At 67.4% G+C, this 24,768-nt stretch carries 20 protein-coding genes; 14 read left to right on the forward strand and 6 right to left on the reverse strand.

The annotated features are described in order from the left end of the window. Window positions 1–152 precede the first annotated feature (152 nt). The gene (locus FFS23_RS03380; RefSeq protein WP_245640867.1) at window positions 153–530 is read right to left on the reverse strand and encodes a response regulator; all 378 of its coding nucleotides are present in this window, start codon (window positions 528–530) and stop codon (window positions 153–155) included. Beyond that, window positions 527–2,059 carry a sensor histidine kinase gene (locus FFS23_RS03385; protein WP_171009338.1) on the reverse strand — a complete coding sequence of 511 codons (1,533 nt, stop codon included), beginning with the start codon at window positions 2,057–2,059 and terminating at the stop codon, window positions 527–529. Before FFS23_RS03385 ends, FFS23_RS03380 begins: the two co-directional genes overlap by 4 nt. A gap of 329 nt (window positions 2,060–2,388) precedes the next feature. On the opposite strand from FFS23_RS03385, the gene gntA reads away from it, so the two are divergent. From gntA to FFS23_RS03400, 3 genes are read left to right on the forward strand one after another with little or no spacing between them, the layout of a single operon-like run. Continuing rightward, window positions 2,389–3,069 (forward strand): guanitoxin biosynthesis heme-dependent pre-guanitoxin N-hydroxylase GntA, encoded by a 681-nt coding sequence (gene gntA / locus FFS23_RS03390; protein WP_081974365.1) that lies wholly within the window; start codon window positions 2,389–2,391, stop codon window positions 3,067–3,069. Beyond that, window positions 3,042–3,740, forward strand: coding sequence for a DUF1989 domain-containing protein (locus FFS23_RS03395; protein ID WP_502702111.1), 699 nt, complete (start codon window positions 3,042–3,044; stop codon window positions 3,738–3,740). Before gntA ends, FFS23_RS03395 begins: the two co-directional genes overlap by 28 nt. After that, a complete protein-coding gene (locus tag FFS23_RS03400; protein WP_137897446.1) occupies window positions 3,737–3,943 on the forward strand; it encodes a ComEA family DNA-binding protein in 207 nt (68 codons plus the stop codon). Before FFS23_RS03395 ends, FFS23_RS03400 begins: the two co-directional genes overlap by 4 nt. Before the next feature lie 96 nt (window positions 3,944–4,039). Here the strand turns inward: FFS23_RS03400 and FFS23_RS03405 are convergent, their stop codons facing one another. Continuing rightward, a complete protein-coding gene (locus FFS23_RS03405) occupies window positions 4,040–7,492 on the reverse strand; it encodes a TonB-dependent receptor (RefSeq protein ID WP_137897447.1) in 3,453 nt (1,150 codons plus the stop codon). 363 nt (window positions 7,493–7,855) lie between these two features. On the opposite strand from FFS23_RS03405, the gene FFS23_RS03410 reads away from it, so the two are divergent. Genes FFS23_RS03410 through FFS23_RS03430 form a run of 5 tightly spaced genes read left to right on the forward strand, consistent with a single transcriptional unit; the run spans window position 7,856 to window position 14,925 of the window. Further along, window positions 7,856–9,313 (forward strand): tryptophan halogenase family protein, encoded by a 1,458-nt coding sequence (locus FFS23_RS03410; RefSeq protein WP_249340501.1) that lies wholly within the window; start codon window positions 7,856–7,858, stop codon window positions 9,311–9,313. Next, window positions 9,289–10,794, forward strand: coding sequence for a tryptophan 7-halogenase (locus FFS23_RS03415; RefSeq protein ID WP_137897449.1), 1,506 nt, complete (start codon window positions 9,289–9,291; stop codon window positions 10,792–10,794). The genes FFS23_RS03410 and FFS23_RS03415 overlap by 25 nt, the downstream gene beginning before the upstream one ends. Then, window positions 10,791–12,395, forward strand: a complete 1,605-nt coding sequence (locus FFS23_RS03420) for a tryptophan halogenase family protein (RefSeq protein ID WP_137897450.1) — start codon at window positions 10,791–10,793, stop codon at window positions 12,393–12,395. Before FFS23_RS03415 ends, FFS23_RS03420 begins: the two co-directional genes overlap by 4 nt. Further along, window positions 12,392–13,918 carry a tryptophan halogenase family protein gene (locus tag FFS23_RS03425; protein WP_137897451.1) on the forward strand — a complete coding sequence of 509 codons (1,527 nt, stop codon included), beginning with the start codon at window positions 12,392–12,394 and terminating at the stop codon, window positions 13,916–13,918. Before FFS23_RS03420 ends, FFS23_RS03425 begins: the two co-directional genes overlap by 4 nt. Next, window positions 13,915–14,925 carry a cupin-like domain-containing protein gene (locus FFS23_RS03430; protein WP_249340502.1) on the forward strand — a complete coding sequence of 337 codons (1,011 nt, stop codon included), beginning with the start codon at window positions 13,915–13,917 and terminating at the stop codon, window positions 14,923–14,925. The genes FFS23_RS03425 and FFS23_RS03430 overlap by 4 nt, the downstream gene beginning before the upstream one ends. A gap of 12 nt (window positions 14,926–14,937) precedes the next feature. Here the strand turns inward: FFS23_RS03430 and FFS23_RS03435 are convergent, their stop codons facing one another. Beyond that, entirely contained in the window at window positions 14,938–15,951 is a 1,014-nt protein-coding gene (locus FFS23_RS03435; RefSeq protein ID WP_137897453.1) for a cupin-like domain-containing protein, read from the reverse strand. 196 nt (window positions 15,952–16,147) lie between these two features. Here FFS23_RS03435 and FFS23_RS03440 point away from each other — a divergent pair, with 196 nt between their 5' ends. Continuing rightward, window positions 16,148–16,669, forward strand: a complete 522-nt coding sequence (locus FFS23_RS03440) for a hypothetical protein (RefSeq protein ID WP_137897454.1) — start codon at window positions 16,148–16,150, stop codon at window positions 16,667–16,669. Between the two features lie 11 nt (window positions 16,670–16,680). Here the strand turns inward: FFS23_RS03440 and FFS23_RS03445 are convergent, their stop codons facing one another. Then, window positions 16,681–17,880: a helix-turn-helix transcriptional regulator gene (locus FFS23_RS03445; protein ID WP_137897455.1), complete on the reverse strand. Its 1,200-nt coding sequence runs from the start codon at window positions 17,878–17,880 to the stop codon at window positions 16,681–16,683. Between the two features lie 294 nt (window positions 17,881–18,174). Here FFS23_RS03445 and FFS23_RS20370 point away from each other — a divergent pair, with 294 nt between their 5' ends. The 5 genes from FFS23_RS20370 (at window position 18,175) to FFS23_RS03475 (ending at window position 23,081) form a co-directional block, all read left to right on the forward strand. Continuing rightward, complete coding sequence (locus FFS23_RS20370; RefSeq protein ID WP_249340503.1) at window positions 18,175–19,884, forward strand: beta strand repeat-containing protein; 1,710 nt, start codon at window positions 18,175–18,177, stop codon at window positions 19,882–19,884. Between the two features lie 65 nt (window positions 19,885–19,949). Next, window positions 19,950–20,303, forward strand: a complete 354-nt coding sequence (locus FFS23_RS03460; protein ID WP_137897457.1) for a hypothetical protein — start codon at window positions 19,950–19,952, stop codon at window positions 20,301–20,303. Continuing rightward, the gene (locus FFS23_RS03465) at window positions 20,303–20,998 is read left to right on the forward strand and encodes a C39 family peptidase (protein ID WP_038666736.1); all 696 of its coding nucleotides are present in this window, start codon (window positions 20,303–20,305) and stop codon (window positions 20,996–20,998) included. The genes FFS23_RS03460 and FFS23_RS03465 overlap by 1 nt, the downstream gene beginning before the upstream one ends. 1 nt (window position 20,999) lies before the next feature. Then, window positions 21,000–21,707, forward strand: a complete 708-nt coding sequence (locus FFS23_RS03470) for a hypothetical protein (protein WP_137897458.1) — start codon at window positions 21,000–21,002, stop codon at window positions 21,705–21,707. A 30-nt stretch (window positions 21,708–21,737) separates the two neighbouring features. Continuing rightward, on the forward strand, window positions 21,738–23,081 hold the full coding sequence (locus tag FFS23_RS03475) for a transporter (protein WP_137897459.1): 1,344 nt from the start codon (window positions 21,738–21,740) through the stop codon (window positions 23,079–23,081). Window positions 23,082–23,094: 13 nt separating this feature from the next. Here FFS23_RS03475 and FFS23_RS03480 read toward each other — a convergent pair whose 3' ends face one another. Further along, a complete protein-coding gene (locus FFS23_RS03480; RefSeq protein WP_038661236.1) occupies window positions 23,095–24,723 on the reverse strand; it encodes a histidine kinase famiy protein in 1,629 nt (542 codons plus the stop codon). Window positions 24,724–24,768 lie beyond the last annotated feature (45 nt).

The following is a 24,768-nucleotide window of genomic DNA, read 5'->3' on the forward strand; positions in this document are numbered from 1 at the left end:
GCGCCGCGACTTCTCCTTCCCTGCCGTCACCCCGGGCTCGACCCGGGGTCCCGCTTCTTCCCGATGGGAACCCGTGAAGAACGTAGCGGGACCCCGGATCAGGTCCGGGGTGACGAACAGCAAGGTCGCGGCGGCAATGGATGTCGAGCGGCTCAGGCCGCCATCTGCTGGATCGTGCTGATGACGCGATCCTGACGATAGGGTTTGGAGAAGAAGATCGCATCGGTCGGCAGCGTGACGCCGGTCGGCCACGGCTTTTCCGAGGTGATGATGATCTTGATCGGCGGCCATCGGTCGCGGACGCACGCGGCGAGTTTGATGCCGTCGATGCCGCCGGGCATGTCGATGTCGGTGAAGACGATGCGGATGTCCGGGCGCCTCTCCAGCACGGCGATCGCCGCACTGGCGCTGCCGACGTCGATCACCGCGAAGCCGGCATCCTCGATCATGTCGGTCGCGAACAGGCGGAGAAGCGGTTCGTCTTCGACGACGAGCACGACCGGACGTTCGATGATAGCTGTCCCGATCACGTCTGCGCCAGCTGGCGGACCGACGCGCGCAGGTCGGCTTGCAGTCCGTCGGGTTCGAACCGCAAGTCGACGCCGCCCGTCCCCGCCAGGCCGAGCCGCACCAGCTTCGACCCGAAGCCGCGCCGGCTCGGCGCGATGACGGGCGGTCCCCCCGTCTCGCGCCAGCGCACCACGAGCTCGTCGCCAGCCTGCGTCGTCTCCACGGCCCAATTCACCTCGACATGCCCTCCGGTTTGACACAGCGCGCCATATTTGCACGCATTCGTCATCAACTCGTGCATGACCAACGAAAAAGACAAGGCCGCGCGCGAGCCGAGCGCGACCTCGGGACCGTCCATGTGAACGCGATCGCTGAAGCCGACCGCCTCGACGACCGCCTCGGCGACGACGCGCAGGTCGGCATCGGTCCAGCTCTTCTGCAACAGCACGTCATGCGCCGCGCTGAGCGCCATCAGCCGCTGCTCGAAGCTTTCGACGGGACGGCGATCGGGAACGTCCCGCAGCGTCTGGCTCGCGATTGCCTGTACCATCGACAGCATGTTCTTCAGGCGATGCGCGATCTCGCCGTTCAGCATCTCCTGCTGCTGCTCGGCACGCACGCGCGAGACGCCGGCTTCCAGCCGGTCGGCGACGCTGCGCAGGAAGGTCAGCTCCTCCGGCTGCCAGATGCGCCGCGCGGCGGCGTTGACGATCAGCACCGCCACGGTACGGCCATGCTGGCGAACCGGCATGTTGACCAGCGCGTGGACGCCGATAGCCGTCATGGCACCGGGATTGTCGATGGTCCGCGGATCGGTCAGCACATTTTCGATGACAAGCGGCTCGCCACGCACGAGGTGGTCGCGGATGGCGCCAAAATCCTCGAACCGGTGCCGGCCCGCGATGCTGGCGGTGCCGGGCGCCGTCCAGTCGGGTTCGACGTCGATGTGGCGGACATCCTCGTCGACTGAGCCGAATCCGGCTCTCGACACCTGGAGCACGGCGCCGACGATCGCCGACGCGGCGCGGGTCATCGCCTGAACGTCGTGGCTGTTGCGGATGCTCTCGCCGATCTGGACGAGCGCGGTCTGCAGTTCGGCGAGGCGCTCGCTGCCACGCGCGATCCGGCGCAGTTCGAGATGGTCGCTTGCCTGCCGGGCGAGCGCATTAAGCAAGGTCTTCTGCGTATCGCTCAACCCGCCGGGACGGGCCTCGGTGTCGATGACGCACAGGCGTCCGACGATTTCGCCCGACCGCAGCGTCAACGGCGCGCCGGCGTAATAGCGGAACGCGCGGTCCCCGGTCACGAGCGGATTGTCGTTGGTCCGCATGTCGGCCGTCAGATCGGCGACCTCGAGCACGCCGGGATCGTCGATGTCGAGCCGGCACACCGACTGATGGATGGGCGTTTCGCTGACATCAAGGCCGATCCTCGCCTTGAACCACTGGCGATCGGAGTCGAGCAGACTGATGAGCGCGATCGGTGCATCGCAGGTCTGCGAGGCGATGAAGACGATGTCGTCGAACGCCTGCTCTTCAGGCGTGTCCAACACGAGCAGTCTCGCAAGCGCTTCTGCCCGACGGGCATCCTTATCGTCTGCCACCCTGCGCCCTATCGTTCTCAGATCCACCCCCCGGCGGACGTTACGTAGGGTAAGCTACTGTTATCGGGTCAGTGTCAAGCCGGCATCGCCGGATCGCGACCGGCCGGCGCGGTCGCCGAGTGGTTCGTCGAGAGAAGCCCTTCGTTGCGATCACGGATACCGGCATTCGCTCATTCCCCGATGTGGCTTTTCTGATTGAGCCGGATCAAGGTCGGCCCGGATCAGGAACGCCGCGAAGCGCGCCTCGTTCTCCTGTCATGCTATCAACGAAACCGATGTTCAGCTGGGCGGACCCCAGTGAGGACGAAGCGAGCCTGCTGCTCTCCGCCTATATCGCCGATCAAGGCTTCCCCTGCGTCGGCGCCAAGGCGGCGTTGGCGAAGGGCACGCTCGACATCCTCGGCGCGCGCGACATCGCGAGTGCGTGGGACGATCTGCGTATCCACGATCGGTTACGCTGTTTCGCCGCGCAATATCGCGCGGAGCCGTCGTTGTTCCGCAGTTTCGCCGTCGTCTTCTCCGGGCCGGACGACCTCAGCGAGGAAGCGTTCGAGCGGGCGATCTGGCAGCGCATCCAGTCGCTGTCGGACAAGGACGTGTGGCTGGGGCAGGCGTGGGACGAACGCGTCAGTCCCGATCCGTCCAACGCGCATTTCTCTTTGTCCTTCGGGGGCGAGGCGTTCTTCGTCGTCGGGCTCCATCCGCGTGCCAGTCGCCCGGCACGGCGCTTTTCGCGCCCGACGATGATCTTCAACCTGCACGATCAGTTCGAGACGCTGCGCGAGCAGGGCAAGTATGAGACGATGCGCGAGAAGATCATGGTGCGCGACGAGGTGCTCGCCGGTTCGCGCAACCCGATGCTGTCGCGCCATGGCGAGGCGAGCGAGGCGCGCCAATACAGCGGCCGGGCCGTCGATGGCGGCTGGCAGTGCCCGTTCCGGTATTCCGGCAAGTGAGGGATCATCAATTGGCCGATCGAACCGTCGAGATCCCGGAGCGGAGCGGCGACGCGTTTCGGCTCGCCAAAGGGCAGGTTCTCACGGTGATCGATCCGCGCGGATGCCAGGTCGCCGATCTCCTCGCCTTCCGGGCCGAGGACCTGGGTGAAGTGCTGTCGTCGGGCCGGACGCTCGATTATGCCGAGACGATCCGCCTGACCACGGGGCACACGCTCTACTCCAATCGATCGAATGCGATGCTGGAGATCGTGGCGGATACGGTCGGCGTGCATGATTTCCTGCTGACGCCATGCTCCTACGCGACGTTCGACCATTTCTATCCCGAACTCCCCCGGCACCGGGGATGTTTCGGCAATCTGGCCGCGGCGCTCGCACAGTTCGGTGTGACGCCGGATCAGATTCCGGTCGCGTTCAATTGCTTCATGAACGTGCCGATCGATGCGGCGACGGGCAAGCTCTCGGTCCTGCCACCGATCAGCAAGGCCGGCGACAGCATTAGCTTCGTCGCACAGATGGATCTGGTGATCGGTCTCACCGCCTGCTCGGCGCCGGCGTCGAACGGCGGATCGTTCAAGCCGATCCATTATGTCGTCCACGATCAGGCGCCGGGCGGCCTGTCGCACGAAAGCGGTGCGACACTTCCGTCAGAGGAGCTGGCAGACCTATGAACGCCACATCCCCCATCGACATCAACACGGCGACCGCCGACGCGTTGGATGCGATCCCCGCGCTGAAGGGGCACGGTTTCGAAATCGTGCGCTATCGCGACGATCGCGGCGGGTTCAGCGATCTTCGTCAGCTGGCGGAGGTGCCGGGCATGGCGCATGTCGCGGACAGTCTCGGCGACGCGGTGACGATCGGCAACGGCTGACCGTCCAAGCGGGACGGCGAGCTGTCACGAATCGGACAGCCGCCCCACCCCATCGGCGAACAGAAGGGGAGGGGCGGCTGCGTCAAGTGCCGACCGTCAGTAATTGGCGCGCAGGATGATGGAATACCGACGATCGTTCGTGAAATAGGATCGCGGCGCCAGATCGTTGGATCCGGCTTTATACGCCTGCAGAAGCTTGGTGGTCGTGTTCGTCAGGTTCACCCCCTGAACGCCGAGCTTGATGTACTTGTTGATATTGATGAACGCCGAGGCGTCGAGCTGCCCGGTCGAGTCGTTGAAGATCGACGTATAGGGGAAGATCACGTCGGCTGCGGTCAGCAGGAACCGCGAACGCCAGTTGTAGGCGGCGCGTAACGAGATCGGTCCCTTTTCGTAGAAGGCCGTCGCGTTGAAGTTGTGCTTCGACAATCCTTCCAGCGGCAGATTGCCCTTGGCGACGGTCGACCCGGACGACGGCGTGCCACCGTTCAGGAAGGAATTGGGAAGGCCCGAACTGTCGATGAACGTATAGTTGCCGTTGAAGCCGAGGCCATTCAGGAAGCCGGGCAGGAAGTCGAACGTCTGCTGATAGGCGACCTCGAAGCCCCTGATCTTGCCCTTGCCGGCGTAATTTGCAGGACCACGCGCCTGGATGTTCTGCGTGATGCCATTGTTGGTGATCGAGCGGTTGACCAGCGACTGATAGAAGAAACCGTCGACGGTCTTGTAGAAGGCGTCGACCGACAACTGGCCGACGCGGGCGAAATACCATTCCGCGGTGGCGTCGAACTGCCACGCCGTGGCCGGCTTCAGGTAGGGATTGCCGGCGTTGATCGTGACGGTGCCCGAACCCGGCTCCAGTGCATAGGTCACATAGGGGCGGATGTTGGCGAAGTCCGGACGCGTCAGCACCTTCGATCCCGCGAGGCGGATGACCACGTCGCGCGTCACCCCCACCTTGAGGTTCGCGCTCGGCAGGAAATAGCCGTAGCTGTTCGTGAAGAACGCGGGTTGCGACGCATAGCCGTTGGTGGCGAACGACCGCAGCCGCTCATATTCGGTCGCGCCCAGGTTGCAGACGCCGCCCGGTTGCGTGACCTGGACGGTGCCGTCCGGCAAGGTTCGCGACGTCGCGACGCAGCGGGTGGCATAGGGATCGACCACGCCCAGTTCGCTGCGATTGGGCACCGCCGTTTCGGACTGGGAATTGACCGTCGTGCGGACGTAGCGCAGGCCGACGTTACCCGACACGCGGATGTTGCCGAACAGCGGATCCTTGCTGCCGAACTGCAGCATCGCATAGGCCGAGCTGTCCTGTTGCGTGACGTTCGACACTTCCGAGGGGAGGAACGACGTTCCCGGGATCGCGCCGGCACGCTGGCCCGCGGCCAGGAACCGGTTCGTCGCGGTGGCGCCGTTGGTGTTGCGCCAGATGTCGTTCTGCGTCTGGAAGAAGCTGGTCGCCGAATTGTAGCCGTTGATCAGGTCGCCGTTGTAGTAATAAGCGCTCGGCGGGGCGCTGGTCTTGCCCCGGAAGAAGTTGTCGAAATTGTACAATGACGATCGGCTGGTGTCGCCCTGGTTGAAGGTGACCGGCGCCCCCGACCAGATCTCGCTGATCGCACCCCAATTGTATGCCGTGTAGCGTACGTCCTGCGTCCGCTCGGCATAACGTGCGCCGAATTTGATCCGGTTCAGGAAATTGCCGTCGTCGAACTTGTAGGCGAAATCGCCCTTGATCTGATATTCCGAGCCGACGCTGTGCTCGATGTGGTCCATCGCCGCGCGCCAGAACTGGAAGTCGCGGCTCTGGAAATACTGGCTGTCGGTCGCGGCGGCGAGCGCCGGGTTGGGCGTCGCCCAATTGGCGGCAAGCGTCAGCGGCTTGTGCGGAACGACGATCGGCAGATTGCCGGTCAGGTCGAGCTCGGAATCGGCGAAGGTCGAGCCGAAGACGCTGAGATCGGTCACGTCGTGCTTGGCATAGGTATAGTCGACGTCGAGCCCGATCGACCAATGATCGTCCGGATTGATCTTCAGGTTGAAGCCGGCATCCTTGACGAGGTTCTCGTCATAGACCTGCCGCCGCGACAGCGACTGCTGCGTGCCGCCGGTCGGCACGGTGGTGGTCGCCGTTCCGCTCGACGCGGTCCGCCAGCCGGCGCCAGGGAGGGTGACGAAGCCGCTCTGGAACAGCCCGTTGCTGTCATACGTGAAATTGGGATAGGCGCCGCCGGCCGGATTGTAGCCGTTGCCGCGCTGGTTCGCGCCGAACTGGAACTGGCCTGCGCCATTGAGCTGGCATTCCGCGCGCGTCGTCGCATTGCCCGCGCCGTTGATCGGCCCGTTGCTGTTCTGCTGACAGCCGGCCGGATAGGTGCTGTATTCCGACAGGTCCGGCGCGGTCTCGAACGTATGTTCGCCCCAGGCATTGGTGGAATGGGTACGCAGGAACTGCGCGGTGAAGGTGGTGCGCTCGTCGGTGCTTTCCCACTGGACGGCAAGCGCCTGACCATCGCGCTTGCGATCATAGTCCTGGCTGCGGAACTGGCCGCCGATCGGGGCATAAGCGATGCCGGTGGGGTCGGCGAAGCCGTCCGCGCCCGCCGTACCGGTGGCGCCGCAGACGTTCGCCGGGTTGGGGAAGGCCGCGCCGCCGACGCCGTTGATCGTGCCGGGCGGCAACGTGAAGGCATCGGTATTGCCGGGGAGCTGGTTGCGGCAGGTCACCGTCGTGTTGGTTCCGGTACCGGTCGCCGCCTGGACGCCATCGCGGGTCTGGAAATTGGTGACCTGGATGCCGTCGGCGCGGCTCTTCAGCCGCGAATAGGATCCGTTGACGAGGATGCCGAACCGGCCGATCGGCGTGTCCCAGGTATCCGAGACGAGCAGCGAGCCGGTCGGCGCCCACTTCTTCGCGAAGTCGCCGTAATTCGCCTCGAGGCCACCACCGATGTGGAAGCCCTTGTTGTCGAACGGCTTGCGCGTGTTGAGATTGACCGTGCCGGCAAGCCCGCCCTCGATCAGATCGGCCGTGGCGTTCTTATAGACCTCGACCGAGCCGAGCAGTTCGGAGGGCACGTCGGCGAAGTTGATCGCCTGGCCGCCGATGCCGGCGGAGAAGGTGTCGCGGCCGTTGAATTCCGAACGCACGAAGTTGAGGCCGCGGACGTTGACGCCAGAGCCCTCGACCGAGAAATGGTCCGGATCGTTGTTGCCGGCAAAGCGGTTGATCGACACGCCGGGCACGCGTTGCAGCGCCTCGGTCACCGAGCGATCGGGGAGCGCGCCGATGTCCTGCGCCGTGATCGCGTCGACGACGGTGTCGGAATTGCGCTTGATCGTCTGTGCGTTGGCGAGGCTCTGCCGGATGCCGGTGACGACGATGTCGTTCTCGCCCGCCTCGTCGCGGGCATCGGCTCCCCCGCTCTGCGGTGCGGCGGGATCGCCACCCGGCACGTTGGTCGACGTCGCCGCCCCCGCGGTGTTCTGGCCGCTGGCGGCACCGGTCTGTGCATAAGCGGGTACGCCGAGTGCGAATACGCACATCGCGGTAGCCGAAACGCTGCTGAGAATAGCCCGGCTACGAGTCCGGGTACGAACCACGCGCGCAAGCTGCCTATCGTCGGCCATCATAACATCCCCAACTGTCTTCCCTATCGATGTCTCGGCACGGCAGACCGTGCGGCATCTTGGAACTTCAGGTACGACCGGAAAATGCTCAAGGCAAGCCAATTTGTTTGCGCTACCACGAACTTCCGGATTGCGGGCGAAAGACGGTTCCCGGGCACCCAAATTCCGGTATGACGCGGACAAGGGCGGAGGAAATTACCGCGCTGGTCATGGGCAGAGTGGATGGAACGGGCGGAGCGGCAGCGGGTAGTGGTCGTCGGAGGGGGGACATCCGGCTGGATGGCCGCCACCGCGCTCGCCAAGCTGTTGCCCAGCCGATGCACCGTTACGCTGATCGAATCGGAAGCCATTGGAATCATTGGGGTTGGGGAAGCAACCCTGCCGCATATCCGGGCCTTCAACGAGCGCCTCGGCATCGTCGAAGCCGAGTTCATGGCGGCGACGCGCGCCACCTTCAAACTGGGTATCGAGTTTCGCGACTGGGGGCGGGTCGGGGACAGCTACATCCATCCCTTCGGCACGTTCGGACGCGGCAGCGGCGAGGTGCAGTTCCACCATTATTACACCCGCCTGCTACGCGCCGGCGTGCCGCTGCCGCCGATCGAGCATTATTCGATGGCCTGTTCGCTGGCGCGGGCCAACCGCTTCGGCCAGCCGGCACGCGACCCGCAGCAGATCGCTTCGACCTTCGGGTATGCCTATCAATTCGACGCGGTCGCCTTCGCGCCCTATCTGCGGCGCATCGCCGAGGGGCTCGGCGTCCGTCGTACCGAAGGCAAGGTGGTCGCGGTGGAACGCGATGCGCAGAGCGGCGACGTCACCGCGCTCGTGCTCGCGGATGGGCGGCGCGTCGAGGGCGACCTGTTCGTCGACTGTTCGGGCTTCGCCGCCTTGCTGATCGGTCAGGAACTGGCCGAGCCGTTCGAGGACTGGTCGCGCTGGCTGCCGGCCGACCGTGCCGTCGCGATGCCGTGCCGGACCGCGACGGCGGTGACTCCCTACACCAGCGCGATCGCGATGCCCTCGGGCTGGCGCTGGCGTATCCCGCTGCAGCATCGCACCGGCAACGGCTATGTCTTCGCGAGCGACTTCCTGTCCGAAGGCGCCGCGACCGACGTATTGCTCGGCGCGGTGGAGGGCACGCCGCTCGCCGATCCGCGCGTTCTGCGGTTCAAGGCCGGACGACGCACGCGCAGCTGGGTGAACAACGTCGTCGCGGTCGGCCTCGCGTCGGGATTTCTCGAGCCGCTGGAATCGACGAGCCTCTATCTGGTCCAGCAGGCGATCACCGCGCTGATCGAGCTGTTCCCCGAGAAGCGCATCGCCCCGGTCGATCGCGACGAGTTCAACCGCCTGATCAACATGGAATATGATCGCGTCCGCGATTTCCTGATCCTGCATTATCACGCGACCGAGCGCGACGATTCGCCGTTCTGGACCTACGTCCGGACGATGCCGATCCCGGACAGCCTTGCGGAGAAGATGGCGTTGTTCAGGCGCCGCGGCCGTGTCGTCAAATATCGCGAGGGCGCGTTCCTCGATGCCAGCTGGGTCTCGGTCTATCTCGGGCAGCGCATCGTTCCGTCGGGCGCGGACCCGCGGACGGCGGCGCCGTCCACCGACAGCCTCGTCGCGGGGCTCGAACGGATGCGGGGAGAGATCGCCGCAGCGGTCGGCGCGATGCCGGCGCATGCCGCCTTTCTCGCCGGTTATTGTCCGATGCCGGCCGCCGCGTGACGCCGCTCGACGCGCCCATCACGCGCATCGCGGTCGTCGGCGGCGGGATCGTCGGCTGGTCGGCGGCGGTGGCGCTGCGCCGGCGCGTGCCCGGCGTGGCGGTGACGATCGTCGCGACGCCGCCGCCGCCCGACGCGCTCGCGGATCGCATCGCGCAGACGCTGCCGTCGACGATCGGCTTCCACGACGACCTCGGCCTGAGCGAGGACGATGCGGTGCTGCGCGCCGGCGGCATATGGCGGCTGGGCAGCGCGTTCGAGGGCTGGGCAGGGGATCTGCCGCCTTACGTCCATGCTTATGGGCCGTGTGGCCAGCCGTTCGGAACCGCCTCTTTCCACCATCACTGGCTGCGCGCGGCGCGGGCGGGGACCGCGGCGCCGTTCGAGGCGCATGCACCCGCGGCGATGCTGGCACGGGCCGGGCGGATGCCGATCCCGCCGGCAGGAATCGTCGCGGAGGTGCAGGCGGCGGTGATGCTGGACGTGCCGCGCTATCGGGCGATGCTGGAGGCGTTCGCGCGGCATCTGGGGGTCGAGGTGCGCGATGGCGAGGTCGCCACGGTGCGACGGCGCGGCGACGACGGGTTCGTCGACGCGCTGCTGCTGACGGACGGCACGGTGGTAAGTGCGGATCTGTTCGTCGACGCCTCCGGTCCCCGCGCGACCGTACGCGGCGCGATCGACGATGTCCGGGAGGACTGGCAGCGCTGGCTGCGGTGCGACCGGCTGGTCACGGCGGATGGGCCGCCGGAGCGAATGACCGCGCTGGATCAGGTCCATGCCACGCCGGCCGGCTGGCGCTGGCGCACGCCGACGGTGGACCGGACGTCGCATGGCCTTTGCTACGCGGGCGCCTTCCTGGCCGAGGCCGACGCGCAAGAGGCGCTGGCGACGGCGGGCGCGACGGCGATCGCGCCGGCGGTCGCCTTCCGCCAGGGCACCCGGCCAGAGCCGTGGGCGCACAATTGCGTGGCGGTCGGCGATGCCGCGACGGTGATCGAACCGCTCGACTTCACCAACCTGCATCTCGCCCATAGCGCGATCGACCGGATCGTCGCGATGCTGCCGGGCCGCGCCTGCCATCCGCTGGAGATCGCCGATTTCAACCGGCAGGCACAGGCGGAGGTGGTCCGCGTGCGCGACTTCGTGCTCTGTCACTATGCCACGGCGCAGCGCCCCGAACCGTTCTGGCGCGTTTCCGAACCACTCCCGGACAGCCTCGCCCGGACGCTGGCGGCGTTTCGGGAGCGCGGCCGCCTGCCGTTCTTCGAGGAGGAGACCTTCTCCCGCGACGACTGGCTGACGGTGCTGATCGGGCAGGGGACGATGCCGCGCCGCATCGATCCACTGATCGAGACGACCGACGCCGCCGACAGCGACCGGGCCATGGCGGCCTATCGCGCGGCGATCGGCCAGGCGGTGTCGCGATGTCCCGATCTCGACGCGTATTTTCACTCACAGCGGAAACGGCTCGGCAGATGAACGAACATACGATCCGCAGCGTGGTCATCCTCGGCGGGGGGACGGCGGGCTGGATGGCGGCGGCGGCGATGGCACGCTTCCTCAACAACGGCGTCACGCGCGTCACGCTGATCGAGTCCGAGGAGATCGGTACGGTCGGCGTCGGCGAGGCGACGATCCCGCCGCTGCGCACCTTCAACAGCATGCTCGGCATCGACGAGCATGCGTTCATCCGCGAGACCGGCGGCACCTACAAGCTGGGGATCGAATTCGTCGGCTGGGGCGATATCGGCGAGCGCTATTTCCATCCGTTCGGCGCGCACGGCCACGACCTCGGCGGGGTGCACTTCCACCAGCTCTATCTGCGCGAGCGGCAGCGGCGGGTGCTGCCCGATATCTCCGCCTGGTCGATGAGCGCGGTCGCGGCGCAGGCCGGCAAGTTCGCACCCCCGGCACCGCAGGCGCAATCGGCGGTCAAGGACCTGTTCTACGCCTATCACTTTGACGCGGTGCGCTACGCCGGCTTCCTGCGCCGCTTCGCCGAACGCAACGGGGTGCAGCGGATCGAGGGCAAGGTCGTCGCGGTGGCGCAGCGGCCCGAGGACGGTCATGTCACCGCGCTCAAGCTGGACGACGGGCAGACCGTCGGCGGCGACCTGTTCATCGATTGCTCCGGCTTCCGCGGCGTTCTGATCGAGGAGACGCTGGAGACCGGCTATGAGGATTGGCGGCACTGGCTGCCGTGCGATCGTGCCGTCGCGGTGCCCAGCGCCTATAGCGGCGATCCCGATCCGTTCACCCGCGCCACCGCGCGCGGATCGGGCTGGCAATGGCGGATTCCGTTGCAACAGCGCATGGGCAACGGGCTCGTCTATTGCAGCGAGTTCCAGCAAGCCGATGCCGCCGAGCGCGAATTGCTAGCCAATCTGGAGGGCGCACCGCTTGCGGCGCCACGCCATCTCGCCTTCACCACCGGTCGCCGCAAGCTGGCGTGGAACCGCAACGTCGTCGCTCTGGGGCTGGCGAGCGGCTTCATCGAGCCACTCGAATCGACCTCGATCCACCTCGTCCAGTCCGGGATCGCGCGGCTGATCGCGCTGTTCCCCGACCGGCGCTTCGATCCGGTCGAGCGCGACGAATATAACGCGCAGATGCACGAGCTGTATGCCGACGTCCGCGACTTCGTCATCCTCCACTACAAGGCGACGCGGCGCCGCGACACGCCGTTCTGGGATCGCTGCCGCACGATGGACATCCCCGACAGCCTCGCGCGCAAGATCGCGCTGTTCCGCGGCAAGGGGCGGGTGTTCCGCGAGAACCGCGAGCTGTTCGCGACGACGAGCTGGGTCAGCGTCTGCCTGGGCCAGGATATCGTGCCGCAGGAGTACGAGCCCGCGGTCGACGCGCTCGACGAAGAGCGGGTCGCCGGCGCGCTGGAGGAAATGCGCCGCGAGTATCTCGACATCGCCGGCCGTCTGCCGAGCCATGGCGACTTCCTTCGCCATATCTCCGGCCAGCCTGCCGCGCCGGCGACCGCACCCGCGGCGCCGACCACAGCCGCCGGTCCGACCTTTTCGTTCGCATCGGAATCGCCGTTCGATTTCTCGGCGGACCCGCTGTGAGGGACGATGCGATCCGCCGCGTCGTGATCGTCGGCGGCGGCACCGCGGGATGGATGGCGGCGGCGGCGATGTCGCGCGTACTCGGCGAGATGCCCGGGCTGACGATCGAACTGATCGAATCGGACGAGATCGGCACCGTCGGCGTCGGCGAGGCGACGATCCCGCAGATCGTCCTGTTCAACAAGATGCTCGGCCTCGACGAGGCGCAGTTCATGCGCGAGACGCGCGCGACCTACAAGCTCGGCATCGAGTTCGTCGACTGGGTCCGTCCCGGCCACCGCTATGTCCACCCGTTCGGCAGCTACGGGCTCGACATGAAGGGGATCGAGTTCCACCACTTCTGGCTGAAGGGGCAGGCGCTCGGCGATACCACGCCGCTCGACGCCTATTCGCTGGCGATCGTCGCCGGCCTGCAGGGGCGGTTCGGCCATCCGCGTCCGGACCAGCCGGGATCGCCGTTGTCGAAGCTGAGCTATGCCTTCCAGTTCGATGCCGGCCTGTACGCACAGCTCCTGCGGCGGCTGGCGGAAGCGAACGGCGTGCGCCGTATCGAGGGGCGGATCGTCGCGGCCGAACGCGACGGCGAGACCGGCCATGTCAGCGCGGTAGCGCTCGCCTCGGGCACGCGGGTCGCCGGCGACCTGTTCATCGACTGCTCGGGCTTTCGCGGCTTGCTGATCGAAGGCGAGATGCAGGCCGGGTTCGAGGACTGGAGCGACTGGCTGCCCTGCGACCGCGCGGTGGCGGTGCCCTGCGCTCACGGTGGCGACCGGCAGCCGCTCACCCGCTCGACGGCGCGTGCGGCGGGGTGGCAGTGGCGCATTCCGCTGCAGCATCGCATCGGTAACGGCTACGTCTATGCCAGCGACCATCTGTCCGACGACGAGGCGGCCGCGACGTTGCTCGCCAATCTCGACGGCGCGCCGCTCGGCGATCCCCGCTTCCTGCGCTTTACCGCCGGGCATCGCCGCCGTGCCTGGGTCGGCAACGTCGTCGCCCTGGGACTGGCCGGCGGGTTCCTCGAACCGCTGGAATCGACGAGCATCCACCTCGTCCAGTCGGCGATCGCGCGGCTGCTGACCTATTGGCCGACGCGCCGTTTCGACCGGGTCGAGATCGACAAGTTCAACGCCGCGCACGTCGCCGATTACCTCGACATCCGCGATTTCCTCGTCCTCCACTATAAGGCGACGCAGCGTCGCGACACCGCCTTTTGGGATTATTGCCGCATGCTGGCACCGCCGCCGGGACTCGCCGAGAAACTCGCCGTCTTCGCCGCCAACGGCCGGGTCTTCCGTGAGCACGACGAACTGTTCACCGAGACGAGCTGGCTGTCGGTGATGGTCGGGCAGGGCGTGGCGGCGGGCGGATATCATCCCGCCGCCGATCTGCTGTCGGATGCCGAGACGCTGTCGCGGCTCGATCATATCCGGCGCGTGGTCGAGGAAACGGCGCATCTGCTGCCGCGGCAGGACGAGCTGCTGGCACATTATGGATGCGCGATGACGGGCGTCGCTGCATGACCGCGCAGGCGCTGCCCGAGATCGCCAACGTCGACCGGCGCACCTTCGACAACGAAATCCGCCCCGCCGGCCGGCCCGTGGTGCTGCGGCAGGTCGGGCGCGACTGGCCCGCGGTGCAGGCCGCGCAGCGTTCGGCGGAGGAGGGCGTCGCCTATCTCCAGCGGTTCAGCCACGGCGAACCGGTCGCCGCGATCCTCGGCGAACCATCGATCGGCGGCCGGTTCTTCTACAACGACGATCTCACCGGGATGAACTTCGTGCGCGGGCAGACGCCGCTCGACCCGTTCCTTGCGCGGCTGCTGCGCGATCGGGATCGCAGCGAGCCCTTCGCGATGGCGGTCCAGTCGGTGCCGCTGCCAACCCTGCTGCCGGGGTTCGCCGAGGCGAATGCGACGGATCTGGTCGCGCCGGACGTGGTGCCGCGGATCTGGCTGGGCAATGCGATCCGCGTCGCGACGCATTACGACCTCATGGAGAATATCGGCGTGGTGGTGATGGGGCGGCGACGCTTCACGCTGTTTCCGCCGGATCAGGTCGCCAACCTCTACATGGGGCCGCTGGAACTGACGCCGGCGGGCACGCCGGTCAGCCTCGTCGATCCCGACGCGCCGGATCTCACGCGCTTCCCGCGCTTCGCCGACGCCGCCAAGGTCGCCCAGACCGCGACGCTGGCGCCGGGCGACGCAATCTACATCCCGTTCCACTGGTGGCATGCCGTCGAGTCGCTCGATCCGGTCAATGCCTTCGTCAACTATTGGTGGAATGCGGCGCCGGCCGAGCTGGGCAATCCCTATGACGCGCTGCTCCACGCGCTACTGGCGATCGCCCCGCTGCCGGCGGATCAGCGCGACGCGTTCCGCGCCGTCTTCGACCATCTGGTGTTCCGCGGACAAAGCGATCCGACCGCGCATCTGCCGGATGCGGCGAAGGGCGTGCTGGGACCGATCGACGCGACCACCGCGGCCCGCATCCGCGCGACGTTGCGCGACGGCCTCGCCCGGCCGTAACCGCGGGCCGGCCTAGCGCTTGCCACCGAGCAAGCGGATGAGGAAGTCGCGCAGCCGCTCGGTACGGGGAGGGCTTGCCGCGGCGAGGATGCCGCGCGCCGCGACGGGGAGATGGTCGCCGACTTCGTCGGCACCGTCCGCAAAGACATAATGGTCGAACCATCCCCGCCACGCGTGGCGCTGCGCCGGCGGAAGATCGCGCACCGCCATCAGCGCGTGGACCAGCGCGCCGAAGGGCGATGCCGCCTGCGCGTCGCCCCACCAGTAATTCACCAGCACGTTGAGCGGGTCGAGCGCCGCGACGTGGTGCCACCAGATCGCCGGCACGAAGATCGCATCGCCCGGTCCGAGCTCCGCGACCTGTGCGTGTGCCAGCGCCGCGGCGAACCGCGGATAGCGGGCAAGATCGGGATTCTCGGGATCGACCATGCTCGACGGCGGTCCGGCCATCGTATGGTCGAGCGGGCCGACGTAGAGGTTGGCGATCTGGTCGGGGGGGAACAGGGTGAACCGCCGCCGCCCGTGGACGACGCAGGCGATGTTGCTCGATTCGTCGTAATGCGTGGCGACGCGGGTCGCGTTGCCGATCCACAGCCGCGCGGGCGCATCGCCCGTCGGCAGGCCGAGGTGGTTTTCCGCGTCCCAGCCCGGCAGATGCTCAGGCGCCGTCGCCGCATTGGCGTAGAGCGCGTGGGCATCGACGGCGCCGTCTTCGCTGTAGCGGACGAGCTGACCGAGCAACTGCCGCAACGCGACCTTCTGCCGCTGGAAGTTGAAGCCGGTCAAATCGTCGTTGTAGAAGAAACGTCCGGCGATCTCCGGCGCGCCGATCATCACGTCGAGCGTCTGCCCGCCCTCGAATGCGGCGAGATAGGTCGCCATCGCGCGATCGCCGCCGCGCCCGGCGCGCACCGCCGCCCACGCGCCGACCTGCCCGCGCAGCACCACCGGCACATAGCCCCCCGCGATCTCGCGCGCGAAGGTCGCGGCGTCTACCGCAGGGCGCTCGATGACGGCCGATGTCATCCCCGGTGGCTTTCCATGTCTCTTGCCTCTCGATGGGTGGCGCCGTGCATACGGGTAGAGGGCCGGCTTCAATACAAATGAAGCGTGATTTCCGATTGTTACCGGTCCGCCGCAGCCATGGAATTGTCAAGCGCGCGCCGCGCGGCTTGTGGACAAAAGGGGTACATATGGTTAACGGCCGCGGATGGCGGCATCCTTGTTTCTCCTTCTCGCGGTGGTGTTCGCGTTTACCGGCGGCAGCGGGCCGTGGGTCATGATCGCGACGATCGTGCTGGCGGCGGCGGCGGGGACGCGGCTGCCCGACCTCGACACGCCGCTGCGGCTGCGGCATCGCAGCGCGCTGACCCACGGTATCCTGCCGCTCGCGGTCGCGCTGCTCGATCATCGGACGTGGCCGGTGGCGGCCGGGCTGGGGTTCGGGATCGGCGTCCATCTCGCGGCGGACCTGTTTCCGGGCACGATGCGGGGCTATGCGACGATCAAGCTGCCGGTGTGGGGCGCGATCGGCGTGGTCCCCTCCTATCTGTGGATCGCGATCAATGCGGCCGCCAATCTGGTCGGCGGAATCGTCGTGCTGGAGCGGATCGCGACGCAGCGGGTGGTCGCCGGCACGCTGGCGGCGACGGGCGTGCTCGGCGCGGCCTATCTGCTGCGCGCGCAGGGCGGGTGGCCGGCGCTGGCGATGCTGGCGTTGCTCGGCTGGCTGATGACGCGATAGCGCGGTGGCGATCAGCGCAGGCGGGCGTGGTCGCGGTGCGCGGTGCGGATGAGATTGCTGAAGATCAGGCGGACGAGATCGACCTGCCGGTTGCTGCCGGTCTTGACGAACACCTGCTTGAGATAGCCGCGCGCGGTGCTGACCTTGACGTGGAGCGATTGTGCCGCCGCCGCCAGCGTCTGGCCCGAGGCGAGCAGGCAGGCGAGTTCGGTCTCGACCCGCGACAGGCGGAACAGCTTGCAGACGGGCTCGGCGAGCTGGTGGATGTCGAGCCCGGGATCGACGAAGAACAGCAGCGCGCCGCCCTCGTCGGGCGCGTCCGCCGCGCGTGGCGTGCAGACGAACGACGCCACCAGCGGCGGGCCATGGTCGCGGTGCAGCATCAGCAGCGACATCGGCGCGAGCGCCGCGGTCGAGCCGGCATGCGCCAGCACGTGGCCGACCGCGGTGGAGAAAGCGCCGGCGTCGCCGCGGTGGGTCGCCTGCACCTGGCCGCGATGTTCGCGGATGCCGTCCTGCCGGTCCATCAGCAGCCGTGCCGCATCGTTGGCGAAAGCGATCTGGCCGTCGCCGGAGAGCAGTACGATGCCGATCGCGACCAGGTTCAGCCCGGCGCTGACCCCCTCCGCGACGCGTCGCTCGAGCCGCGTCGATTGCCACAGGCGCAGATAGGCGGAGACGCTGGGCCATTCGCGCAGCGACGCGCGCTCGATGGCGATGCGCCGGTGCTCGTCGACCGCCGCGAAGAGGAGATTGACGAATAGGGCGGCGTGGCCCGGCGTGTGCGGGACCGGGATCACCAGCGCGGCGGCGTCGTGCGGCGGCGCCAGCTGCTCGCACCAGACCGGCGCCGGCAGGCGGCGATCCGCCACCGAGTCGATCCGCTCGGCGATGCGCAGCAGCGATGCGACGAAGGCGTCGCCGAGGCCGGCGGCGGCAAGGCAGCTCGGCACGCCCTGGCGCGGCGAGCCGGTCAGCGCCCAGCCGTCGGCCCCGAGCGCACGCGCGAAATGACCGACGACCAGGGCGATATCGTCGGCCGCAGAGGTCGGCTGGTCATCGGTATCCAGAATGATGCGGGCGATACGATCGGCGACCGGCGCCGGTCCCGTCGTAGAATATAGCGCGCCCTGCTCATCGTACGGCGGCAGCCCGTCGCTGCATATGGCGGCCGTACGGAAGAGCAGGGGCAGATGTCTGTCTGCCGCCACCGGACCATCTCTCCCTGCGTCGACCCGTTCGACTCCCGTCGGGCCTCTCTTTGCACGCCTACTCGTCGGTCATTCTTGCAACATAGGATAACCTGTTTTGAAACAACGACAATAGGGGGAATTCACCCCCCATTTGGGGGTAAAGACGGCCCCCAGATGAATGGGGAATTGGCCCGCAAAGGGGGGTAATCGTGAACGCAACATTAACCCTATGAGTCGGTCCGGCTCGGTCAGCAGCAGCGTTGCCGGGCTTAGAGGATCGCCGGGGGTACCGGCCAACAAGGGATGCCTGCCATGAAATCGCGCCTTCTGATCGCCGCATCACTTCCCGTCTTGGCATGGACCGCATCGGTCCAGGCCCAGACGACCCAGCCGGGCTCGACCTATTCCACCACCACGACCAACACCGGCACCGCGGCCGGCGGCGACGCGGCGAACGGCTCGTACAATGCCGACAATTCGCGGGTCGACACCAACAGCTCGACCAACACCGATGCGTCCAACCGCTCGCTGACCTATGCGTATACGTCGAACAAGGCGGTGACCGACAATTCGGTGCTCACCCACACCGACACCGATACCAACAGTTCGGTCAACGACAGCAACAACACCGCGACCAACACCGACGCGTCGGATCGGTCGACGAGCTGGACCGACGGATCGAACCGCTCGACGACCAACACCGACAATTCCAACCGCTCGACGACGAACACCGACGGATCGAACCGGTCGACGACCGCCACCGACAATTCGAACCGCTCGACGACCAACACCGACGCATCGAACCGCTCGACGACCAGCACCAACAATTCGATGAATGACAGCAACAACACGGCGACCAACACCGCCACCGACGCCTCGAACCGTTCGACGACGTGGACGGACGGGTCGAACCGCTCGACGACCAACACCGACAATTCGAACCGGTCGCAGACCTCGACCGACAGCAGCGGCGCTTCGGGCGCACAGGTCGCCGCCAACAACGGCAGCACCGCCACCGACAGCCGCAACCAGTCGGTGACCAGCACCGACAATGCCGACCGGTCGTACACCGACAATTCGGATCGCTCGACCACGACGCACACCAGCACCACCAATTCGGCGGCGAGCGGCGCGCAGGTCGCGGCGAACAACGGCGCCAGCGCGTCGGACAGTCGCAACCAGTCGGTGACCAATACCGACAATGCCGATCGGTCGTACACTTATAACGACAATGCCGATCGTTCGACGGTGAACACCGACAATTCCGATCGTTCGACCACCAACACGACGCGCAATTCGTCCGCCTCGGGCGCCCAGGTCGCCTCGAACGGCAGCGGCTCGGCGACCGACAGCCGCGATCAATCCGACAATTCGCACACGTCGAACACGACGACCAACACCACCACCAACACCGACAATTCGGATCGTTCGACCAACACCTCGACCAGCAGCGCGTCGGGGGCGCAGGTCGCCTCCAATGGCAGCGGCTCGGCGACCGACAGCCGCAACCAGTCGACGACCGACAATTCCGACCGGTCGAACCGCTCGCAGAACAGCTCGGCGACCGGCGCGCAGGTCGCGGCGAGCAACGGCGACGCCACCGACAGCCGCAACCAGTCGACCAACGACAATTCGGATCGCTCCAGCCGCAACACCGCGCGCAACGAGGGCAGCGGCTCGGTCGCGACCGGTGGTGACGCCAGCTATGCCGACAGTTCGTCGCGCAGCACCGGCTATGCCACGGCCGGCACCGGCGCCGCGTCGACCTCGAACGTGTTCGGCGCCAGCGCGGTCGTCTCGTCGGCGACGCTGGCCAGCTACGTCACCGGCGTCCGCGTCGATTACAACCAGACGCCGGGTGGCGCGAGCGGCGCGGTCGACAACAGCCTGACCACCGGCGACGGCGCGTTCCAGAACCTCGCCGGGCTGCAGTCGCTCAACATGAACACCGGGGCGGGCGCATCGCAGAACTCGGCGGTCAACGTCAGCGTTTCGGCCGGGTCGATCAACCTCGGTCAATAAGCCGCACGGCGGAAGGGGTGGCGGTGTCACCCCTTCCTTCCATCGATCGATTGGGAGACCGAGCCATGCGTATTCTCTTCATCGGTGCCACGCTGCTGGCGGTCACGACGCCCGCCATCGCCGCGGCACAGGCCGTCCCGTCGGTGCCGGCGGCCAGCCCGTTCGAAGCGGCGGATGCGGTCGACGATACCGCGCTCAATGCGGTCACCGGCCAATCCGACCTGTCGCAGGTGATCCGCGCGCAGAACACCGGCGTGGTCAGCGGCAACAGCGTCAACGGCCATTCCGAGACCGGCACGATCAGCTTCGATTCCAGCGCGTTCCAGAACCTCAACGGCCTGTCGCTGCTCAGCGCGAACACCGGCAACAACGTGTCGATCAATTCGTCGCTGAACGTGAACGTCGCGATCAACCAATGATGCGTGCGGCGGTGGTCCTGGCGCTGGCGACGATGGTGGCGGGATGCACCGGCATGCCGCTGCCCGAAGGCGGCAACGGCGTGAACTTCTCGCCGACGCTCAACTTCGCCACGCCGGTGACCAGCCTGATCGGCCGCCGGTTCGAAACGGTCGTGCGCCAGCAATATGACTTCAGCTGCGGCTCGGCGGCGCTGGCGACGCTGCTGCGCTATCATTACGACGATCCGCAGAGCGAGCAGAGCGTCTTCCTCGGCATGTTCCGCGACGGCGACCAGGCGCAGATCCGGCGGCTGGGCTTTTCGCTGCTCGACATGAAACGCTATCTGGCGGCGCGCGGGATCGCCGCGGACGGCTTCAAGGTCAGCGTCGAACAGATCGCCAAGGCGGGGATTCCCGGCGTCGCGCTGATCAACTTCGACGGGTATCGCCACTTCGTCGTGGTCAAGGGGATCGACGACCAGACGCTGCTGCTCGGCGATCCCTCGCTCGGGCTGCGGCGCGAGACCATCCGCCGTTTCGCGAAACAGTGGAACGGGGTGTTCTTCGTGCTGAGCGGCCGCAACGCGATCGGCCGATCGCATTTCAACATGGCCGCCGACCTGGTCCGCGCGCCGCACGGCCGCCCCTTCCTCAGCGCCGATCCGCTGGAGAGCGCGCAGCTCGCGCTGACCCGCCCGCAATTGGGAGAGTTCTGACATGCCGATCGCCTTGCTGATCGCCGCGGCGCTCGCCGGCGCCGCCGTGCCGGACGACGATCCACCCGCGGTTCCCGATGCCGAGCTGGCGACGATGCGCGGCGGACTGCTGTTGCCCAACGGACTGAACGTCGCGATCGGCATCGACATCCAGACGCGGATCGACGGCGTGCTCGCGCTTCACACCATCTATTCGAGCGAAGGGCCGAACGCCGGGGTGCGCGTCTATACCGACGGGACGACCAGCCCCAGCGCGGCGCCCGGCACCGTCACCGTCGCGACCGGCGATCCCGACTGGCCGACCGTCTCGGTCTCGCGGACGCCGACCGGGACCACGGTGACCGCGCCGGCATCGGACACGCCGGCCAGCGTCAACATCGTCGCCGGTCCCGCAACCGGCTGGCTGGATGCCGCGGGCCAGACGCTGGTGCCGGTGACCGCCAACGGCCCGGCGGTGGCGGCGAGTTCGGGGAGCGTGCGGCTGACCAGCGACGATCGCGGGACGCAGGTCGCGCTCGTCACCCCGGCGACCGAGATCCGCCATCTCGTCGGCCAGGCGACCGGCGCGGTCATCGCGAACACCGGCAACGACCGCGCGATCGACACGGTCAGCACGATCAACGTCAATCTGGTCGGCCTGCCGGTCGCGCTGATGAACGGCGTGCTGCTGGTCAACCGGATCGCCGCGGATGCCGCCGGACAGCGCTGAACGACAACGACCTAGAGGGGATCACCATCGATGCGACCGGCCGTCTGCCATGCCTTCCTTCCACTCGGCCTGATCGCACTGCCGGCATCGGCCCAACAGACGGTATCCCCCGCCGCCGCGGCCGTGCCTGCTGCCGCCGACGGCACCGAGGATCTGCGCCGCACCCTGGCCAGCGAACGGCAGGAACTGGAGCGGCAACAGCGCGCGCTCGACGAACAGCGCGCCCGTATCGACCGGCTCGAAGCGCGCCTGTCCGGGCGGAGCGAGCCCGATCGTGCGGTCGCGCAGACCGCGCTGCCCCCGGGCGGCGTGCCGCTGCCCGCCTCGCCACCGCCCGCGCCGCCGCGCGCCGCCGCCGCCTCGGGAGCGCAGGTGCAGACGGTCGGCGAGGCGCCGTCCGACCAGCGGCAGGTGCAGGTCGCGGTGCTCGCCGAACAGGGCGGCATCATCACCAAGGCGGGGCGTGCCACCGTGGAGGTCAATTTCGAATATGCCCGCGCCGATCGCAACCAGGTGGTGTTCCGCGGCGTGCAGATCCCGGAAGCGGTGCTGATCGGCGTCTTCGACATCAACGAGAGCCGCCAGGACGTGCTCACCGTCGGCACGGTCGGGCGGCTGGGGCTGACCAGCCGGCTGGAGATCAACGGCCGGCTGCCGTTCGTCTATCGTTCGGACAAATCGGTGCTGGCGCCGGTCGCCAACCCGAGCCAGCCCAATGCCGGGCAGCTCGATCGGCCGGTGAGCGGCGCCAATATCGGCGATATCGACTTCGGCCTGCGCTATCAGATCACCGACGGTCGCGACGGCGCGCCCTATCTGATCGCCGGCGTCCAGGCGGTGGCGCCGACCGGCACCGATCCGTTCAAGGTGCCGCGCGACGCGCTCGGCAATGCACTGAAGGGGGCGACCGGCGCCGGCTTCTGGGGCGTGACGCCGAACCTGACCGCGATCCTGCCGACCGATCCCGCGGTGCTGTTCGCGACGCTCGGCTACACCTATAATTTCGCCCGCGACATCAACCGGCAGATCGGCGCCGCCTATATCGAGCGCGTCGCGCCCGGCAACCAGCCGTCGGCCAGCGCGGGGATCGCGATTGCGCTCAACCCGCGGACGTCGATCAGCTTCGGCTATGCGCAGACCTGGGCGTTGGGCACCAAGACGCGGGTGCGCGCGCTGAACCAGACCACGCAGGCATTGGGCGAGGCGATGACCGCGGAGAGCCGCGACCTGCAGATCGGCCGGCTGCTCTTCGGCGTGAGCTACCGCACCTCGCCCTCGACGACGCTCAACTGGAACGTCGAGGTCGGCGCGACCGACGATGCCGCCGACGTGCGCACGACGCTGCGCATCCCGTTCACCTTCACCGCATATTGATCGACGCGCCGGATCAGCCGACGCCGGTGGGGCCGTCGATGACGCGGCGGACCTTGGTGGCCAGCTCGCTGCGCTTGTAGGGCTTCTGGATCAGCTCGAATTCGGCGCCGCGCGCATCGACGCGTTCAATCGACGATTCGGCATAGCCGGTGGTGAGCAGCACGCGCATCCGCGGGCGACGACGCTTGACCTCGCGGGCGAGCATTACGCCGTTCATCCCGCCGGGCATGATGAGGTCGCTGAACAACAGGTCGATCGTCCCGGCGCCGTCGAGCAGCTCGAGCGCCGCATCGGCATTGTCGGCACGCAGCACCGAATAGCCGAAATCGGTCAGCACCGCCTCGGCATAGTCGCCGACATCGGCCTGATCCTCAACCAGCAGCACCGTCTCGTTGCCTCGTTTGTCGGCGAGCGGGCGCGACGGCTGCGATCCCTGCGGTTCGACCGCGGCGGCCTCGCACGGGAACAGCATCCGCACGGTGGTGCCGTGGCCTTCCTCCGAATAGAGCCGCAACGAGCCGCCCGATTGCTTCATGAAGCCATAGACCATCGACAGGCCCAGCCCGGTGCCCTTGCCCTGATCCTTGGTCGTGAAGAACGGTTCGGTGACGCGGGCGAGGATCTCCGGCGACATGCCGGTGCCCTGGTCGGCGATCGTCAGCATGACGTATTCGCCGGGTTCGAGCTCGCCGAAGCCCTTGTCGCCCGCCTCGATCGTCCGGTTGCTCGCCTCGATCGTGATCGTGCCGCCGTCGGGCATCGCATCGCGCGCGTTGAGCAGGATGTTGATCACCGCCAGCTCGGCCTGTGTGGGGTCGATCCGGGCGTTGCAGATGCCGGCGCCGCGGTGGATGTCGACGGTGATCGCGCCGCCCGCGGTGCGCTCGATGAGCGGCTGCAACTGGTCGAGCAGATCGTCGAGGTTGACGACGCGGCCCTGCAGCTTCTGCTTGCGCGAGAAGGCGAGCAATTGCTGGGTGAGCGACGCGCCGCGCTCCGCCGCCTGCATCACCGCGCGCATCGAGCGGGCGGCCTTCTTGCGATCGAACTCGCCGTCGCGCTCCAGGTTGTTCAGGATGATGTCGCCGAAGCCCTGGATCACGGTCAGCAGGTTGTTGAAGTCGTGCGCGACCCCGCCGGTGAGCTGGCCGACCGCCTCCATCTTCTGCGCCTGGCGCAGCGCATCCTCGGCGTCGCGGCGGCGGGTGACGTCGAGTTGCGAGGCGAAGAAATAGACCAGCTCGCCATCGGCGTCGAACACCGGCGACATGAACAGCGCATTCCAGAAGGCGGCGCCGTTCTTCTTGTAGTTCAGGATCTCGACCGAAGTCTCGTGACGCTGCTCGATCGCGCGCCGCAGGTCCGCGACCGTCTCCGGGTCGGTGTCCGGCCCCTGCAACAGGCGGCAGTTGCGCCCGAGCAGCTCGTCGAGGCCGTAACCGGTCATGTTGATGAAGGCGGGATTGGCGAAGACGATGGGGTTGTCGTGCTGATGCGGGTCGGTCACGATCATCGGCATCCGCGTCGTCGACACCGCCGCGAAGAAGATGCCGTTCTTGTCGTCGCCCATGTCGTGGTTGACGAGGCTTTGCAGATGCGGCGGTGGACCACCCCGTGGTTTTTCCGGCGTACCGTCGGCCATGACGTTCCAAGCGCTAGAGTAAGGCTTGGCCGCGTGGCACCGCCG

Source organism: Sphingomonas sp. 2SG (genome assembly GCF_005503285.1).
Classification (GTDB): domain Bacteria; phylum Pseudomonadota; class Alphaproteobacteria; order Sphingomonadales; family Sphingomonadaceae; genus Sphingomonas; species Sphingomonas taxi.

Coding starts and splice junctions, on each gene's coding strand:
- gntA (WP_081974365.1), top strand. CDS start 2,389: ATGTTCAGCTGGGCGGACCCCAGTGAGGACGAAGCGAGCCTGCTGCTC.
- FFS23_RS03400 (WP_137897446.1), top strand. CDS start 3,737: ATGAACGCCACATCCCCCATCGACATCAACACGGCGACCGCCGACGCG.
- FFS23_RS03405 (WP_137897447.1), bottom strand. CDS start 7,492: ATGTGCGTATTCGCACTCGGCGTACCCGCTTATGCACAGACCGGTGCC.
- FFS23_RS03410 (WP_249340501.1), top strand. CDS start 7,856: ATGGCCGCCACCGCGCTCGCCAAGCTGTTGCCCAGCCGATGCACCGTT.
- FFS23_RS03420 (WP_137897450.1), top strand. CDS start 10,791: ATGAACGAACATACGATCCGCAGCGTGGTCATCCTCGGCGGGGGGACG.
- FFS23_RS03430 (WP_249340502.1), top strand. CDS start 13,915: ATGACCGCGCAGGCGCTGCCCGAGATCGCCAACGTCGACCGGCGCACC.
- FFS23_RS03435 (WP_137897453.1), bottom strand. CDS start 15,951: ATGACATCGGCCGTCATCGAGCGCCCTGCGGTAGACGCCGCGACCTTC.
- FFS23_RS20370 (WP_249340503.1), top strand. CDS start 18,175: ATGAAATCGCGCCTTCTGATCGCCGCATCACTTCCCGTCTTGGCATGG.
- FFS23_RS03460 (WP_137897457.1), top strand. CDS start 19,950: ATGCGTATTCTCTTCATCGGTGCCACGCTGCTGGCGGTCACGACGCCC.
- FFS23_RS03465 (WP_038666736.1), top strand. CDS start 20,303: ATGCGTGCGGCGGTGGTCCTGGCGCTGGCGACGATGGTGGCGGGATGC.
- FFS23_RS03470 (WP_137897458.1), top strand. CDS start 21,000: ATGCCGATCGCCTTGCTGATCGCCGCGGCGCTCGCCGGCGCCGCCGTG.
- FFS23_RS03475 (WP_137897459.1), top strand. CDS start 21,738: ATGCGACCGGCCGTCTGCCATGCCTTCCTTCCACTCGGCCTGATCGCA.
- FFS23_RS03480 (WP_038661236.1), bottom strand. CDS start 24,723: ATGGCCGACGGTACGCCGGAAAAACCACGGGGTGGTCCACCGCCGCAT.